Source organism: Gluconacetobacter dulcium, from assembly GCF_014174165.1.
Taxonomy (GTDB): domain Bacteria; phylum Pseudomonadota; class Alphaproteobacteria; order Acetobacterales; family Acetobacteraceae; genus Gluconacetobacter; species Gluconacetobacter dulcium.
In genome coordinates this window covers 53,740-69,093 of the sequence record NZ_JABEQN010000007.1, presented here as the reverse complement: position 1 = coordinate 69,093, position 15,354 = coordinate 53,740, and the positions used below count along the sequence as shown (strand labels likewise).

At 66.3% G+C, this 15,354-nt stretch carries 13 protein-coding genes; 5 read left to right on the top strand and 8 right to left on the bottom strand.

All coding sequences use genetic code 11. From position 1 onward, the window contains the following. Nucleotides 1–9: 9 nt before the first annotated feature. On the bottom strand, nt 10–480 hold the full coding sequence (locus HLH25_RS07620) for an SUF system Fe-S cluster assembly regulator (RefSeq protein ID WP_182973490.1): 471 nt from the start codon (nt 478–480) through the stop codon (nt 10–12). 146 nt (nt 481–626) lie between these two features. Further along, complete coding sequence (locus tag HLH25_RS07615) at nt 627–1,940, bottom strand: DUF445 domain-containing protein (protein ID WP_182973489.1); 1,314 nt, start codon at nt 1,938–1,940, stop codon at nt 627–629. A gap of 184 nt (nt 1,941–2,124) precedes the next feature. On the opposite strand from HLH25_RS07615, the gene HLH25_RS07610 reads away from it, so the two are divergent. The 4 genes from HLH25_RS07610 to HLH25_RS07595 all read left to right on the top strand — a co-directional run bounded on the left by HLH25_RS07610 (nt 2,125) and on the right by HLH25_RS07595 (nt 8,477). Beyond that, the gene (locus HLH25_RS07610) at nt 2,125–4,938 is read left to right on the top strand and encodes a phosphoenolpyruvate carboxylase (RefSeq protein ID WP_182973488.1); all 2,814 of its coding nucleotides are present in this window, start codon (nt 2,125–2,127) and stop codon (nt 4,936–4,938) included. A 74-nt stretch (nt 4,939–5,012) separates the two neighbouring features. Continuing rightward, nucleotides 5,013–5,849, top strand: a complete 837-nt coding sequence (locus tag HLH25_RS07605; protein WP_182973487.1) for an MBL fold metallo-hydrolase — start codon at nt 5,013–5,015, stop codon at nt 5,847–5,849. 16 nt (nt 5,850–5,865) lie between these two features. Further along, nucleotides 5,866–7,512, top strand: coding sequence for a S10 family peptidase (locus HLH25_RS07600; protein WP_182973486.1), 1,647 nt, complete (start codon nt 5,866–5,868; stop codon nt 7,510–7,512). 206 nt (nt 7,513–7,718) lie between these two features. Continuing rightward, entirely contained in the window at nt 7,719–8,477 is a 759-nt protein-coding gene (locus tag HLH25_RS07595; protein WP_182973485.1) for a glyoxalase superfamily protein, read from the top strand. 60 nt (nt 8,478–8,537) lie between these two features. Here HLH25_RS07595 and HLH25_RS07590 read toward each other — a convergent pair whose 3' ends face one another. The 6 genes from HLH25_RS07590 to HLH25_RS07565 form a co-directional block, all read right to left on the bottom strand. After that, on the bottom strand, nt 8,538–9,035 hold the full coding sequence (locus tag HLH25_RS07590; RefSeq protein ID WP_182973484.1) for an HD domain-containing protein: 498 nt from the start codon (nt 9,033–9,035) through the stop codon (nt 8,538–8,540). 119 nt (nt 9,036–9,154) lie between these two features. Then, nucleotides 9,155–9,664, bottom strand: coding sequence for a RidA family protein (locus tag HLH25_RS07585; RefSeq protein WP_182973483.1), 510 nt, complete (start codon nt 9,662–9,664; stop codon nt 9,155–9,157). Nucleotides 9,665–9,671: 7 nt separating this feature from the next. Beyond that, nucleotides 9,672–10,091 (bottom strand): c-type cytochrome, encoded by a 420-nt coding sequence (locus tag HLH25_RS07580; RefSeq protein ID WP_182973482.1) that lies wholly within the window; start codon nt 10,089–10,091, stop codon nt 9,672–9,674. Then, a complete protein-coding gene (locus HLH25_RS07575; RefSeq protein WP_182973481.1) occupies nt 10,091–11,692 on the bottom strand; it encodes a flavin monoamine oxidase family protein in 1,602 nt (533 codons plus the stop codon). Before HLH25_RS07575 ends, HLH25_RS07580 begins: the two co-directional genes overlap by 1 nt. 293 nt (nt 11,693–11,985) lie before the next feature. Continuing rightward, a complete protein-coding gene (locus tag HLH25_RS07570) occupies nt 11,986–13,410 on the bottom strand; it encodes a M20 family metallopeptidase (RefSeq protein WP_182973480.1) in 1,425 nt (474 codons plus the stop codon). Nucleotides 13,411–13,704: 294 nt separating this feature from the next. Continuing rightward, the gene (locus HLH25_RS07565) at nt 13,705–14,496 is read right to left on the bottom strand and encodes a helix-turn-helix transcriptional regulator (protein ID WP_182973479.1); all 792 of its coding nucleotides are present in this window, start codon (nt 14,494–14,496) and stop codon (nt 13,705–13,707) included. A gap of 89 nt (nt 14,497–14,585) precedes the next feature. On the opposite strand from HLH25_RS07565, the gene HLH25_RS07560 reads away from it, so the two are divergent. Further along, nucleotides 14,586–15,344, top strand: coding sequence for a class I SAM-dependent methyltransferase (locus HLH25_RS07560; RefSeq protein WP_182973478.1), 759 nt, complete (start codon nt 14,586–14,588; stop codon nt 15,342–15,344). Nucleotides 15,345–15,354: the final 10 nt, after the last annotated feature.

Below are 15,354 nucleotides of genomic sequence, written 5' to 3'. Positions count from 1 at the left end.
CCTGCTCCCTCAGACTGCGACGGCCGGGCCGGCAGCGGATATGTCATGGGCCGCGCAACCGGCCCCCGGTCCCCGCGCGGCCTGCCCGCGGGTCTGCATGTCGGCCAGCGTGATCGAGGACAACGCCCCCCGGATCGCGTCATTGACCGCATCCCACTGCCCGCACAGGCCGCACAGGGTGCGCGCATCGCACTCCCCGCCATCGACGCATGCCGTCAGCGAGATCGGCCCATCCACGGCGGTGATGACCCGCGCCACCGAAATTTCATGCAGCGGCCGCGCGAGACGGTATCCCCCACGCGCGCCGCGCAGGGAAATCACCAGTTCGTCGGCCGCCAGAATCTTCAGCACCTTGGCCACCGTCGGTTCGGGAATCCCCGTGGCATGCGACAGCGAAGGCGAGGTCATCATCTCGTCCTGCTGCGCCAGGCGCACCAGGGCCACGACGGCATAGTCGGTCAGCTTCGAGAGTCTCAGCACCCGCCCCCCCTTTTCGTCCCTGGATTCCGGCCCGCCCCATAGCGGACCAATTCAGTACTGATTTACGATCCAGATGATACCCAACGGCGCCATCGTCAAGTGCAAACCGCGCACGGCGGACCTTCATGTCCGCCTGACGCGGCCGATCATCCCGCCTGCGCCCCGAAAATCAGATGCAGCGCCAGCGACAGCACGGCCCCGGCAAGGAAGCCGACCAGCGTGCCGTTCAGCCGCACGAACTGCAAATCCCGGCCCACCCGCAATTCCAGCCGCGAAACCAGCATGTCGGTATCCCAGGCCGCCACGACCCCGGCAATGAAGCGCGACAGCCGCTCGCGTACGAAAGGCAGGCTGCCCAGGATCATGCGGCGCGCCCACCCGACCACACGCTCGCGCAACGCCTGGTCGGTACGCATCTGCTCGGCCAGACGCAGCAACGTGTCCCGCACGATCGACGCCGTCCAGCCATCCGAACGGGTCATGTCGGCCTCGATCATCAGCCGCATCCGGCGCCAGACATCGCTCCCCCAGTCGCGGATACTGTCATGGGTCATCACGCCGGCAATCGCGCCCGTGATCTCCCGGCGCCGCTCGGGGTCGGTCTCGATCCGGTCGATCTCCCCGCGCACCCAGGTGGTGAAGCCCTCGCGCAGGTCCGAATTCTGCGGATCGACCCGATCCAGTTCCTGATTGACCGCGATCAGCACCTTGGTCGCGATCGAGCCGCCGATGGCCCAGCCCAGAATCCGCCCCCCCTGCTCGCGCACGCGGTCCTCGATCATCGCACGCAGCGATTCTTCCTTGGCCTTCAGCCCGTCCTTCAGCCGCGCCAGCAGAAACGACAGCACTTCCTGATGCCGATCGCCTTCCACCAACGCCCGCAAGGTCCGCGCCACCACGGGCGCCACGTCCTCGCCGCCCAGAATCAGCGGCAGCATCCGCGTCACGGCCGATCCCGCCCGCCCATCCTCCAGCCGCGCCATCACGGCGGGCGCGGCGCCGGCCAGCGTACGGCATACAGTCTGCGCGGTCGCCGGGTCATCCAGCAGGCCGGCCACGATTCCGGGCAGGTCGATCCGCTCCAGCGCAGCCGCCACATCGGCCTCGGTAAAGACGTGCGTCGCCACGAAACGGCCCAGCGCCTCGCCCAGACGCGCCTTCTGCGCGGGCAGGATGGCGGTATGGGGAATCGGCAGCCCCATGGGCCGCCGGAACAGCGCCGTCACGGCGAACCAGTCGGCCAGACCGCCCACCACGCCGGCCTTCGCGCCCGACCGCAACACATCGAGCCACAGGGCATTGGCCACCAGGCCGACCGCCGGCGCGGCACAGGTCGCCACGGTCAGCACCCCCATGCCGGCCAGAAGGCCGCCCGCCGCGAGGCGATATCGGCGCAATGTCCGCCAGGCGGCCCGATCCGCATCGGACATGGCGTTTTCCGCATCGGGGGTCGTCTTCATCCCCTGCTCGATACCACTCCGCACGCACAGACCCAAGCGCCGCCCACGAAACCCGCTGCCCCCTCGCGGCACATCGACCGAAATTCGGCGTGATCGACACCGCCAGAGATTGCGATGGGAACGCGAACATGAAACCCTGCCGGGGCGTGACGCCACGGATGATTACAGAAAAGACAGGCCAGCAATGACCGACACCTCCATCAGCGACGCGGCGGAAATGCTGCTCGACCTCGCACGGCAATCGGTCACGGGAGCCGAGGACCTGTCCGCGGGCAATCCCATCATCACCCTGGCGCGCCGAATCGGCCGGCGGCTGACGGCCGGTACCCTCACGACCGACATGCTCGACGGCGTGGTGCGCCAGTTGCGCGACGACGCCTTCCGCGCCCGGGCCGCCCGGCTGGGCCGCTATGTCGACGGCACCGACGATTCGCAGATCGCGACCCGCCTGCGCGAGGTCGCGCGCACGGTCGCCACCGCACCGGGGCCGGAGGGCACGCCACCCACCTTCGGCGCCTTCCGCAAGACCGTGGAACGCTGCCGCTTCGCGGCCGTCTTCACCGCCCACCCGACCTTCGCCCTGGCCAATCCGGTCTACGCGCTCCTGGCGACGATGGCATCGGCCGATCCCGCCACTCCGCCCCCCCTGCCGGAGCTGGAAACCCACCGCCGCGCCGCACCGCCGACCCTGGAAGAGGAATTTACCCTCGCCTCGGCCGCGATCCTGCGCGGACGCGACGCGCTGGACCGGCTGACCGGCGCCCTGCTGGCCGAAGCCCGCGCCCGCTGGCCGCATGAATGGTCGGTCCTCAGCCCCCGTCCGGTGATCCTGACCAGTTGGGTCGGCTACGACACCGACGGGCGCACCGATATCGGCTGGTGGGACACGATCCGCCTGCGGCTGCGGATGAAGAAACTGCAACTGGAGCGGCTCCAGGCGCAGATCGCCCCCCTGCTGCCCCTGGCCGAAACCCTGCATGCACGGGTCGGCGGGGCGCTGGAAGCCGTCACCGCCCAGATCGAGGCCTGCCCGGTCGGCACCTCCGTGCAGCCCGAAGCCGTCGCCGCCTTCGCCGCGGTGCTGATCGAGCGCGGCGACGAGGCCATCCCCGCCGCCAGCGTGCTGGCCGCCCCGTTCCAGGAGGCCATCGACGCCGCCCCGCCCGACGACCGGATGGCCCTCTCCATCGCCCGCGCCGGGCTGCTGGCCCACGGCATGGGTGCCGCCCATACCCATGTACGGCTGAACTCGACCCAGATCCACAATGTCGCCCGCCAGCGGCTGGGGATCGAGGACAATCCGGACAACCCGTCGCAGCGCCGCGCCCTGCTCACGCAGATCAACGACGCGCTGGAACAGGCCCAGCCGGTCGAAATCGATTTCGGCTCGCTGCTGGTCGAGCAGGCAACCGCCGCCCGCCTGATGATGACGGTGCGCCAGATCATCCGCCACATCGACAATGAAAGTCCGGTCCGCTTCCTGATCGCCGAGACCGAAAGCGGCTACACGCTGCTGGCCGCCCTCTGGCTGGCCCGCACCTTCGGCATCGCCGACAAGGTCGAGATCTCGCCGCTGTTCGAAACGCAGGAAGCTCTGGAAAATGGCGCCCATATCGTCGAGGAAGCCCTGCGCTCGCCCCATTGGCGCGACTATCTGCGCCGCACCGGCCGGATGAGCCTGCAATTCGGCTATTCGGATTCCGGCCGCTATGTCGGGCAGCTCGCCGCCACCTATCTGATCGAGCGCCTGCGGCTGAAAATCTGCGACCTGCTCCGGCGATGGGACCTCACGGAGGTCGAGGTCATCCTGTTCGACACCCATGGCGAGAGCATCGGTCGCGGCGCCCACCCGTTCCGCCTGACCGACCGGCTCGACTACCTGTCGCCACCGCAGGCACGGGCCACCTTCGCCGATGCAGGCGTGCATATCCGCGAGGAAACCGCCTTCCAGGGCGGTGACGGCTACCTGCTGTTCGGCACGGGCGCGCTGGCCGACGCCACCATCAGCATCATCGCCGAGCACGCCTTCGCCCACCCGCCCCGCGACCGCGACCCGGTCTATGACGAGCCCGATTTCTCCGCCGATTTCTTCTCGACCATCGGTGCCGGCATGGCCACCCTGGTCGAAGATCCGGGCTATGCCGCGCTGCTGGGCGCCTTCGGTCCGTCCCTGATCGACAAGACCGGCTCGCGCCCTTCCGCCCGGCAGAGCGATGCCGGCGCCGCCACCACGCGCATCAGCCATCCCAGCCAGTTGCGCGCCATCCCCAACAACGCGATCCTCCAGCAGCTCGGCTGGTGCGCCAACACCATCCAGGGGCTCGGCACCGCCTCCGCCCGCCACCCCGAAACATTCGAGGAATTTCTCGGCCGCAGCCCGCGCTTCCGCCGGGCGCTGGATTTCGCGGCCCACGCCCTGGCCCATTCGGATGACATGGTGCTGCGCGCCGTCATCTACATGCTCGACCCGGATATGTGGCTCAACCGCGCAACGGCCGAAACCGACCCGGCCCGGCGCGACGCCTATCTGGTCCTGATGCAGGGGCTGGAACGGCTGAATTTCTGGGCCAGCACGCAGGCCATGTTCCGCCGCATCCAGTCCGATCATCTCGCCCTGCGCCGCGCCTGGGCACAGGCCCCCGCCATGGGCACCGAGGAAAAGCTGCTGCACGCGATCCGCATCGCCATGATCGAACAGATCTGGCTGCTATCGACGCGCATCCCCTATTTCTCGCCGCGCAACGCCTTCTCGCGCGACGCCCTGACAACGCGCGTGCTGTGCCTGGAAATCCCCTCCGCCCTGCGCGAGCTGGACCATGTCTTCCCCTCGGTCACGCGCAGCGGCCTGGACCTGGACTACCACGAACCCCACGGCCCCCGCTCCGAAGGCGCCTATGTCCGCGAACATGCCGAAATCTTCGTGCCCATGCTGCGCCTGTTCAACCTGCTGCGCGAAACCAGCGTCGCGGTGATGCACCATGTCGGAGCCTTCGGCTGACCACGCGCCTCGAAGACCGCCCGCGCCCCGCCTGGCAGGTCCGCGAACCACCGCCGCCCACGGGCCGTCCCCTGATGGCGGCGGCGCACCTGCCGGGGCTGCGGCGTATCGTCGCCCCCAATCCCGGTCCCATGACCGGGCACGGCACCAATAGCTGGCTGGTCGACCATCCCGGCGGCACGGCCGTCATCGACCCCGGCTCGGACCATCCCGCGCATCTCGAAGCGATCCTCGCAGCCGGGGGCGGCCGGATCACGCACATCCTGCTGACGCACACCCACCGCGACCACCTGACGGGCGCCCGCCCGCTGGGCCGCATGACAGGCGCGCCGGTCTGCGGCTTCCGCCACAGCGCGGTCGCATCCTTCACGCCGGACATCGCGCTCGACGACGGGTCGGTGGTGGCCGGACTGACCGCCCTGCACACGCCGGGCCATGCGACCGACCATCTCTGCTTCCTGACGGCGGAGGGCATCGTCTTCACCGGCGATCACATCATGGGCTGGTCGACGACGATGGTGCCGCCGGCACCGGATGGCTCGGTGCGCCAGTTTCTCGACGGGCTGGAACGGATCAGCGCCCTGGCCCCGTCCCTGCTGCTGCCGGCCCACGGCGCGCCGATCTCCACACCCGAAACCTGCATCTCCGCCCTGATCGCGCATCGCCTCTCGCGCGAGGACAGAATCCTGGCCGCCCTGCGGCAAGGCCCCGCAACGCTCGACGACATGATGCGACGCGTCTATCGCGCCATACCGGCCTCCCTCCACCGGGCGGCGGAACTGAATCTGCTGGCGCACCTGGAAAAATTGCGTGATGACGGTCGCGCCATGCACGATCACGCTGTCTGGCGCGCCGATGCCGCACACGGAGACTCCCCGCCTCCGCGGGAACCGGCACGCCCGGCCCCCTGACCAACCGGAGGAACCGTTGACCACACGCCTGACCCTGCTGCTGTCCGCCTCGCTCATCTGCCTGGGCCTGTCGCCGGCCCGCGCCGCCATCGACCACCCGGACGCGGCCCATCCCGATCCCGCCCATGCCGCCCACCCCGCCCAACCCATCGAACGGACCAGCAGCGGCACGATCACGATCGACGGCAAACCCGTCGCCTACCAGGCCGTCGCCGGCACATTGGTCGTGCACCCCCATGGTTGGGACGATTCCGACGAGACCGTCCAGCACCAGACGCCGGGCAGCGACGCCCATGCCATCGACGGCAACCCCGACGCCACGGCGTCGATGTTCTATGTCGCCTATTTCCGCAAGGACAGCCGCCCGGACTCCCGCCCCATCACCTTCGTCTATAATGGCGGGCCGGGCTCATCCTCGGTCTGGCTGCATATGGGCGCCTTCGGCCCGCGCCGGGTGGTCACGAACGACGACACCCACACCCCCGCCAGCCCCTACCGGCTGATCGACAATCCGCAAAGCCTGCTCGACGTCACCGATCTGGTGTTCATCGACGCACCGGGCACCGGCTTCGGCCGCCTCAACGGCAAGGACAAGGAAAAGCTGTTCTGGGGCGTGGATGCCGACGGCCAGGCCTTCACCAGCTTCATTACCCAGTTCCTGGCGAAATACGGCCGCTACAACTCGCCGAAATATCTGTTCGGCGAAAGCTACGGCACCATGCGCTCGGCCGTTCTGGTCAATGACCTGCAAAATCAGGAAAATATCGACTTCAACGGCGTCATCCTGCTGTCGCAGATCCTCAGCTACGACAACAGCGTGGACGAACCGGCGCTGAATCCCGGCATGGACGAACCATTCGTGCTGGCCCTGCCCACCTACGCCGCCACCGCCTGGTATCACCACAAGCTGCCGCAGCAGCCCGCGGACCTGAAGGCGTTCCTGGCCGAGGTCGAGCATTTCGCCAGCACCGACTATCTGGCGGCGCTCCAGCAGGGCGCGGCCCTGCCCGATGCCGACCGGGCACGGATCATCGAGCGGCTGCACGCCTATACCGGCCTACCCGCCGACTATATCCGCCGCGCCGACCTGCGCATCGACGGCGGCGAATTCTCCAAGACCCTGCAATCGGACGACGGCATGACGACCGGCCGCCTCGACACCCGCTTCTCCGGCCCCGCTCTGGACCCGATGAGCAAGGAAGCCGAATACGACCCGCAATCGACCGCCATCAGTTCGGCTTACGTGTCCCTGTTCAACGACTACGTGCGCAAGACGCTGAATTACGGTGACGGCCTGACCTATCGTCCGGAAATCGACATCCAGCACTGGAACTTCCACCACGCAGCCGGCGGCGGCACCGAATCCGATGGCCCGGCCAACGTGATGCCCGACCTCGCGGAGGCGATGAAGACCAACCCGACCCTGAAAATCATGCTCAATGCCGGCTATTTCGACCTGGCAACCCCGTATTACGAAGGGGTCTACGAAATGCGCCACCTGCCGATCCCGGCCGCCTTGCAGAAGAATATCGAATTCCGCCAGTACCAGTCAGGCCACATGGTCTACGCCAACATCCCGGCCCTGACCCAGTTGCACGACAACATCGCCGACTTCATCCGCCGCACCGACAACCAGCCCAACCCGGCATCTGCCACGCCGTAACACGGCAACACGGCAACACGCTGCCGATTTTATTTGACGCCGGCCGGCCACGTCGTAAATTCGTGGCCGGTTCGACGCGACCAGCCGCCTGCGGCCCTTCCGGCCACGGTGAACGCGTCTTCGGTCCAGCCCCCTCCTGTTCGGGCGAACCCGTCAGCAACGCAGGCCCTGATCCCGATGGTTCGCCCTGACAGACGAGGTTGGGTATGCGTACCTTCAGACACGCCAAGCTCATGGCATCGACGCTCCGCGCGGCACTCGCGGAACACGGCACCCCGATCACCTCATCGGAAAGCCTGGAAATCGTAGCGCGACAGTTCGGTTTCCGGAACTGGAACACCCTGGCCGCCCGCATCGCGGCGGCCGAACGCCAGGGCACACCCGCCCGCCTGCCGGAGGGCTGGTTTGCCGCCGGCACGGCCCCCGAAAACTACCGCATCGGCGTGGAACCGGAACCCGGCGGTACGGCGCCGCGAATCCTCACCATCGACTGCCTGTTCCAGACCGACGACCCGGACGCCGCCCGGATCGAAAAAGGGTTTGCCACCCTGATGCAGGCGGTCGATGCCCGCCCCTTCATCGGCCGGCGCCTGCGCTTCTCCGCCCGGCTGGCAACCCGCGACGTTACCGGCCATGCCACCATCTGGATGCGGGTCGACGATGACAGACCGACCCCGATTCTCTTCGACAACCTGATAACCCGCGAAAGCGGCGGCGCGGTGACCGGCACATCGGACTGGACGACGCGGCACATCGTCCTCCAGATCCCCGACGATGCCGAAAGCCTTCATTACGGCATCCTGCTGACCGGCATGGGCACGCTCCGGGCTCAGGATATTCGCCTTGAGGAAGCGGGAGCGGACGACCCCATCACCGCCACCCGGCAGCATTATCAGGACCAGCGACGCCGGCGCCGTGTCATCGAGGGCGGTCCACGCAACCTCGATTTCTCCGTCCTCACATAGGCACACCAGACGACCATCCGCCCCAATATCCGGGGGCGGATGGCTACAGGTGCCCGGACATCAATCCACGACCATCGCGGCCATCATGTACAATCCGGCATCCCCCTTGCCGAGACGACGCAGGATCTCGCGCTGTTCATGCAGGAAGAAGCTGCGCCGCCGGGTTTCGTAGCGCATGATCTGCGCCGTATTGTCGATCAGGCTGGCAATGCAGATGGTCTGCGCTTCGGCCGAAGCCTGGGCCAGTTGTTCGTGGTCCACCGGACCCGGCAGATCATCGGCCAGGCAATGTGCCGACATCGTCACCATGTCCACCAGCGACGCCACATCCGGCCCGAAGATCGCGACGAGTTCCGCCAGCGTTACCGGCGTCCCCTCCAGAACATCATGCAGCCATGCCGCCGCCACCACCTCCGGGCGCGCCCCTGTTCCGGCAACCAGTTCGGCCACCCGCATGGGATGCGTGATGAACGGCTCGTCAGTATAACGGAGGCGCTGACCGCTCGCGGCATGGATCGATGCCGCAAAGACCGCCGCGCGCCTTACCAGATCCGTCACCTGCCGGCCCTCCCCTCCACATATGCTCCGTGCTTAATGCCCGGACATGTCGATGGGTTCCCACGCAGACCGATCATCGGAGTTCCTCCGGGAGGGACTAACCCCTCCCGGAGCCGGTATCAGTGGGTGCGCACCGCAACCACTTCGATCTCGACCAGCCAGCCGGGATTGGCCAGATGGGCGACTTCGAACGCCGAGCGCGTCGGCAGCTTCGGCTGGGCCGGCGTGCCATAGAACTCGGTGTAGGCTTTCATCATCCCCGGAAAGTCGATCTTGCCCAGCTTCGGATCGGCGACCAGATAGATGTGCATATTGACGACATCACCCATGGTCAGCTTCAGCTTGGCCAGTTCGCCCTGAATACGGGTCAGCGCGCCACGCACCTGGGTTTCCGTATCGCCATAGGCCGCCAGCGTCTTCGGATCGGCGGTCTTGTCGACCGGCGGGGCGCCCATGCCGCTCAGATAGATGGTCGTGGCCCCCGGCGGCACCTCGATCGCGGTGGAAATCGGGAAATGGCTGCCCGGCTCGCTGTGCCGCACCACATCCGCCGCTCCGGCGGCGGAAATCGCGCCGCCCGCCAGCACCGACGCGAGCGCGGCAATGCGGACTGTCCTGAAAATCGTCATATCCCTGTCAATCCTCTTCAGATCTGATGGTCGGATGCTGGGCCGCAACATCCGCCGGCTTCACCATGTCGGTGTAATGATTGCCGAAATGGGTGCGGATATAATTCACCACGTCCGCCACCTGCTGGTCGGTCAACATGCCGGAAAACCACGGCATGCCGCCAAATCCGTTCAGCACGACATAGACAGGGTAATCCGCGCTGGCCAGCTTGGCATTTCCCGCCAGTGCCGGGAAGCGGGCACCGGCACCCTCGGCCCCCTTGGCGTCAGGCATGTGGCAGCTCTGGCAGACATGCTGGTACACGTCGGCCCCGGTCTTCAACGGCTGCATCTTGCCCACGACGGCACTGGCACTGTCGGCCCGCGCCTGCGGGGCAAGGAACGCGCCGGCCGTCAGGCCGGCCAGAAGTAGAAATACGGACCGCATCAGGCAGCTCCCTGCGCGTGTTTGTGCAGACGGGTAATGGCATCCAGCGACGACAGGATGGCCCCCTCCTGCCAGCAGCCGACATACGACGCATGCTCACCGGCCAGCACGATCCGGTTGTCGATCGCGCACAGCGCCTTGTAATGGGTCTTGCGCGCCTGTTCCGACCACATGGAACAGCAGCCGAGGGTCCACGGCATACGGCTCCACGCCATCGACACGCCGGTACGGAATTCCTGGCGATAGTTGGCATGAATGGCCGTGCCCTGCGCCAGACCGTGCTCGATCCGCTCGGCCGGGGTCATGCCCGCGAAATCATAGGCCGCCGGCCCGAACATGTAGCCACCCAGCAGAACCGCCGGCCCATCCGAGAAATAGCCGTGGCTGGGATAGGAAATCTGGCTGATCGGCTGGTTGGTGAAGCTGATGCCGCCATAGATCTGGTCGTCCTGCTCCCAGAACCGGCGCTTGAATTCCAGCCCGAGCTTGACCGACGACGCATAGGGCACCGCCGCGATCGCCGCCTTCATCGGGCCACTGACCTGCACGTCGAGCTGCGACAGAATCGTCAGCGGGATGGTGCAGACGCAATAATCCGCTTCCGCCTGCCGCACCGCGCCGCCATGGGCCATGTCGTTATAGGTCACCGTCACATGACGGTCGTCCTGATGGATCGCCGTCACCTTGCAGTGCAGCGTGATCAGGTCATGCACCTGGCGGTTGAAGCCCTTGCCGATCTGGTCCATGCCGCCGACCGGCTGGAACATCGTTGTCTGCATGTCCAGCCGCTCGTGGAACGCGATCCACTGCCACAGGCCCGACCGCATGACATCGCCCCGCGCGAACAGGTCGGAGGGCACGGGCGCGCCGTCCATCCCGCCACCCTGCGGCTTGGCGAAGCCACGACGCAGCGAGCTGATCGCCCCCTTGCGATACGCGCCATCGGCCGTCAGCCCGCCCCAGCCGCGCATCGCCGAAACGACATGCGCCCGCTCGTCGTCCGAGACCACGTCATCCAGCTTGTGCTGGTTGATCGCCTTGGCCAGCAGTTCCGCCGTAAAGCCCGTGAAATCCGCGGCGAAATCGCGGTAGCGCACGGGCTTGCCGTCGAATGCGTCGCTGGAATGCAGCCAGGAATTATGATTCAGCTCGACAAACGGCTCCAGTGCGACGCCGAAGGTCTTGCAGTAATGCAGCAGGCCCTGGTGATGATAGGGAATCCGCCACGGACCGGGGTTGATGTAGTTGCCCGGAGCGAACTGCACCTTCTGCACCGCCCCGCCCAGTTCGGTCAGGGTGTCCCCGCCGCGCAACGAGATGTTGCGGCCGCCGGCACGGTCCTGGAACTCCAGGATCTGGACCTGATAGCCGGCCTTGCGCAGTTCGTACGCCGCCAGCATGCCTGCCAGGCCGGCCCCGAGTACCAGCACTTTCGTCCCCGGCTTGCCGCCGCTCAGCGCGGGCGGCCCCTGGAAATCCGTTCCCGCGGCGTGGCCCAGGCTCGTCATGGCCTGATACAGGGCGGCACTGCCCCCCAGGATACCGATTCGTGTCAGCATCTGGCGGCGCGTGGCCACCGGACGCCGAAAAGCGTTTGTCATCAAGTTCTCCCAGCAGACAGGACAGAAAACCTTACCATTAACGACACCCTCCGGGCAGCAAGACCGTCCGAAGGCGGAAACACCATGCCCGTTTACAGGGGTCCGTCCCGTATGGGCAATGACATAATCCCCTTATCGTAACGGTTTTTTCAGGGTGCCCCCCTCGACGGGACGAAAAGACATTTGTTTCCCGGACCTTTCCGGCATCAAAAAAAATTTCTGCGGCAGAACGTGCTTTAAATGCAACTTTGAAACAAAAAAATCTTTACAGCACGTCCATTAAACCAGAAAGGTCAGGAAGACTGCCTCATAACCGGCGGCACAAGATCCGGCGGCATCGGACTGACATAGGGGCATTCGGCCAGCCGGGCGGCATGGTCCCGCCGGGCACGCGCCAGCAGCTCCGGGTCCGACAGCACATCCACCGCCGTCGCCGCCATGACCTTGGCGACATGGACCATGCCCTTGTGCGCGACCGACGATTTGCCCTGCGCCGTCATCTGCCAGGAATGCAGCGCCGTGCCGATGGCGCAGGTCGCCCCCAGCGCCTGGACGGTCGGTACCGTCCAGCTCACATCTCCCACATCGGTCGAGCCCAGCAGAATCGGCCCGGCCGGCGACGGATACGGCAGCACGACATCGCACAGCGTCATGTCGCTCGTCGGCGGCAGCCCCACCTGGCGGAACGCCGCCACGATATCCTCCGGCGTGAAGGTCTCCTGCATCTCCCGGGCAAACGCCCGATCCGCCGAATCGAAAGGCGGCGGTCCCAGCCGTTCCAGATTCGCCTGCATCGCCGCCTCAAGCGGCGGATTCGGCAGCAGATTGGCCATCCCGCTGACCACCGCGCAATCCATCCGGGTTTCGGTCATTAGCGCGGCGCCTTCGGCCACCTTGCGCACGCGCGCGGCCAGGGCCAGCATATCGTCCAGTTCGGCCGCGCGAACGGTATAGCGAATGACTACCCGCGACTGGACCACGTTAGGCGCCGTACCGCCCGCGTCCTGATAGGCATAATGGATGCGCGAACTCGGCAGCATATGCTCGCGCAGGTAGTTCACCCCCACATTCATCAGTTCCGCCGCATCCAGCGCCGAACGGCCCAGATGGGGCGCCGCCGCCGCATGGGCCGACCGCCCGGTGAAGGTGAAATCCATGCGCATGTTGGCCAGCGCCGCCGGCGGAAAGACGGTGGCGAAGGCAAAGGGATGCCACGAAATCGCAACATCCACGTCATCGAACACGCCCGCGCGCACCATGAAGCCCTTGCCCGCGCCGCCTTCCTCCGCCGGGCAGCCATAATAGCGCACCCGCCCCGGCATCCCGGTCTCGGCCAGCCAGTCCTTCAGCGCCACCGCCGCCAGCAGCGACGCCGACCCCAGCAGGTTATGCCCGCAGGCATGGCCGTTTCCATCGCCCGACAGCGGCCGATGCGCCATCGCCCCGGCTTCCTGGCTCAGCCCCGGCAGCGCGTCATACTCGCCCAGGAAGGCGATCATCGGCCCCGCGTCCCCGGCCTCGCCCATGATCGCGGTCGGCAGACCCGCCACATCGCGGGTCACGCGAAAGCCCGCCTGCTCCAGCGCCGCGTCATGCAGCGCGACCGAGCGGAATTCGCCGAAATTCAGCTCCGGCACCGCCCACACCGCGTCGCTCAGCGCGATCAGCGGCCCCTTGCGGGCCTCGACGCATTCCCAGATCCGCGCGCTGTTCCGCATCGCCCGTTCCCAACCCATTCGTCCATGATGCAGGACTCATAACTCGGAACGGCCCCGCACCACCATGCTCCCATGAGGGTTGCGCCCACCCCGGAGCCTTCGCTCCGAGAAAGCTCGCATTTTGGCCCCTAACGAAAACAGAGCCTTTCTGAAGGTTTATTTCCTGCGGCTTCCGCCGGCGGAGGGCGAGCGTGATCGTGATCGTGATCGTGATCGTCGCCGAGAATCACATGAAGACAGGCGTTCGACAAAACAGATGATAGCCGTTGCCCGACGGCAAGGAGTGCCCAAGCCTCAACCGAGGAAAGGGATGAGCGTCACCACCTTGTACCCAGGATATGTGGCGGGAATCAGCGTGATCTGCTCATAATGAAGCACGCCGTCCTGCGGATGGTTGAACATGCGTCGTCCCCCTTCGCGGGACAGCACTGCGTGGCAGGTCCACAGCCGCTCGAAATCGGAGCTTGCCGCGCGCAGGTCATCCACCATCGCCTGCATGGCCCTGTCATCCGGCCGGCGGGCGGTATCGGCACGGAACTCCGCAAGAAGCCGTCGCGCGCGATCGGGCCAGTCGTCGAGAAAGATGCGGGCTTCGGGGTTCAGGAAGACATAGCGCAACAGGTTCGGCTCTTCGCCGCCGATCCATCCGGCGAAGAGATGCCGCGCCCCGGCGTTGGCGGCGCGCACGGACCACAGCGCGTCCAGCAGATATGTCGGGGCGGTTACCAAATCCGACATGCGGAGCAGGTCTGGCGGTACCACATGCGAGGGCGCGGCGGCGGGAGCCTGCGGATCGTTCTGACGGGCCAGTTCGAACAGGTAGGTTCTTTCCGCCGACGACAGAAGCAGGGCATCGGCCACCCTTGCGAGCACCTGGTTGGAACAGGCGACCTCGCGCCCTTGTTCCAGCCAGGTGTACCAGGTCGTGCTGATGCCACAGAGCTGCGCGGCTTCCTCCCGTCGCAGACCTGGGGTGCGTCGGCGGCCCGGCATCGGGAAAATCCCCGCCCGCTCGGGCGATAACGCCTCTCTGCGGGCACGAAGGAAGGCGCCAAGGGTCCGGCGTTGCTCAGGGATGGAGATCATGGTGGCACTTTTTATACCCGTATAACAATAGACCTTATCTCTGGTTCATGAACCGCCCATCCTGCGCGCGTCAACGGAAAGGAGCGATCATGACAGACACGTCGGACAGTTACGCCGCACGCCATTACGGAGAACGCGCGGCGGATTATGTATCCAGTGCCGTCCACAGCGCCGGAGAGGATCTGGACGAGATCGAACAGGCTGTTGCCGGCAGGGGGTTGCGTCGCGTTCTGGATCTGGGCTGCGGCGGCGGACATGTCAGCTACCGGGTCGCCCCGCATGTGGAGCAGGTCGTCGCCTGCGACGTTACGCCGGATATGCTGGACGCGGTGCGTCGAACGGCGCAAGAACGCGGACTGTCCAACATCGCGACGCAACAGGCTTTCGCTGAATCCCTTCCATTTGAGGATGCCAGTTTCTGCGCGGTTCTCTGTCGCTTCACGACCCATCACTGGCAGGATATGGAGCAGGGATTGCGCGAGGCACGCCGCGTCCTGAAGCCCGGCGGCATCGCCATGTTCATCGATGTCGCCGCGCCGTCACATGTCCTCTGCGATAGCTGGCTCCAGACGCTGGAACTGACGCGCGACATTTCGCACGTACGGGACTACACGGTGTCCGAATGGGTGTCGGCTCTTGGGCGCGCCGGCTTTGCCATGCAGGCCATGACACCTCGGCGGTTGCGCATGGCGTTTTCCAGTTGGGTCGCACGCACGCGCACCCCGCCCGAACGCATTCAGGCGATCCGCTCTCTGCAACGGGCGGCACCGGACGATGTGCGCGCATATTTCGAGATCGAAGACGATGGCAGTTTCACGCTCGATACGGTCAGTTTCGTTATGTCCTGAGAGCCTGACC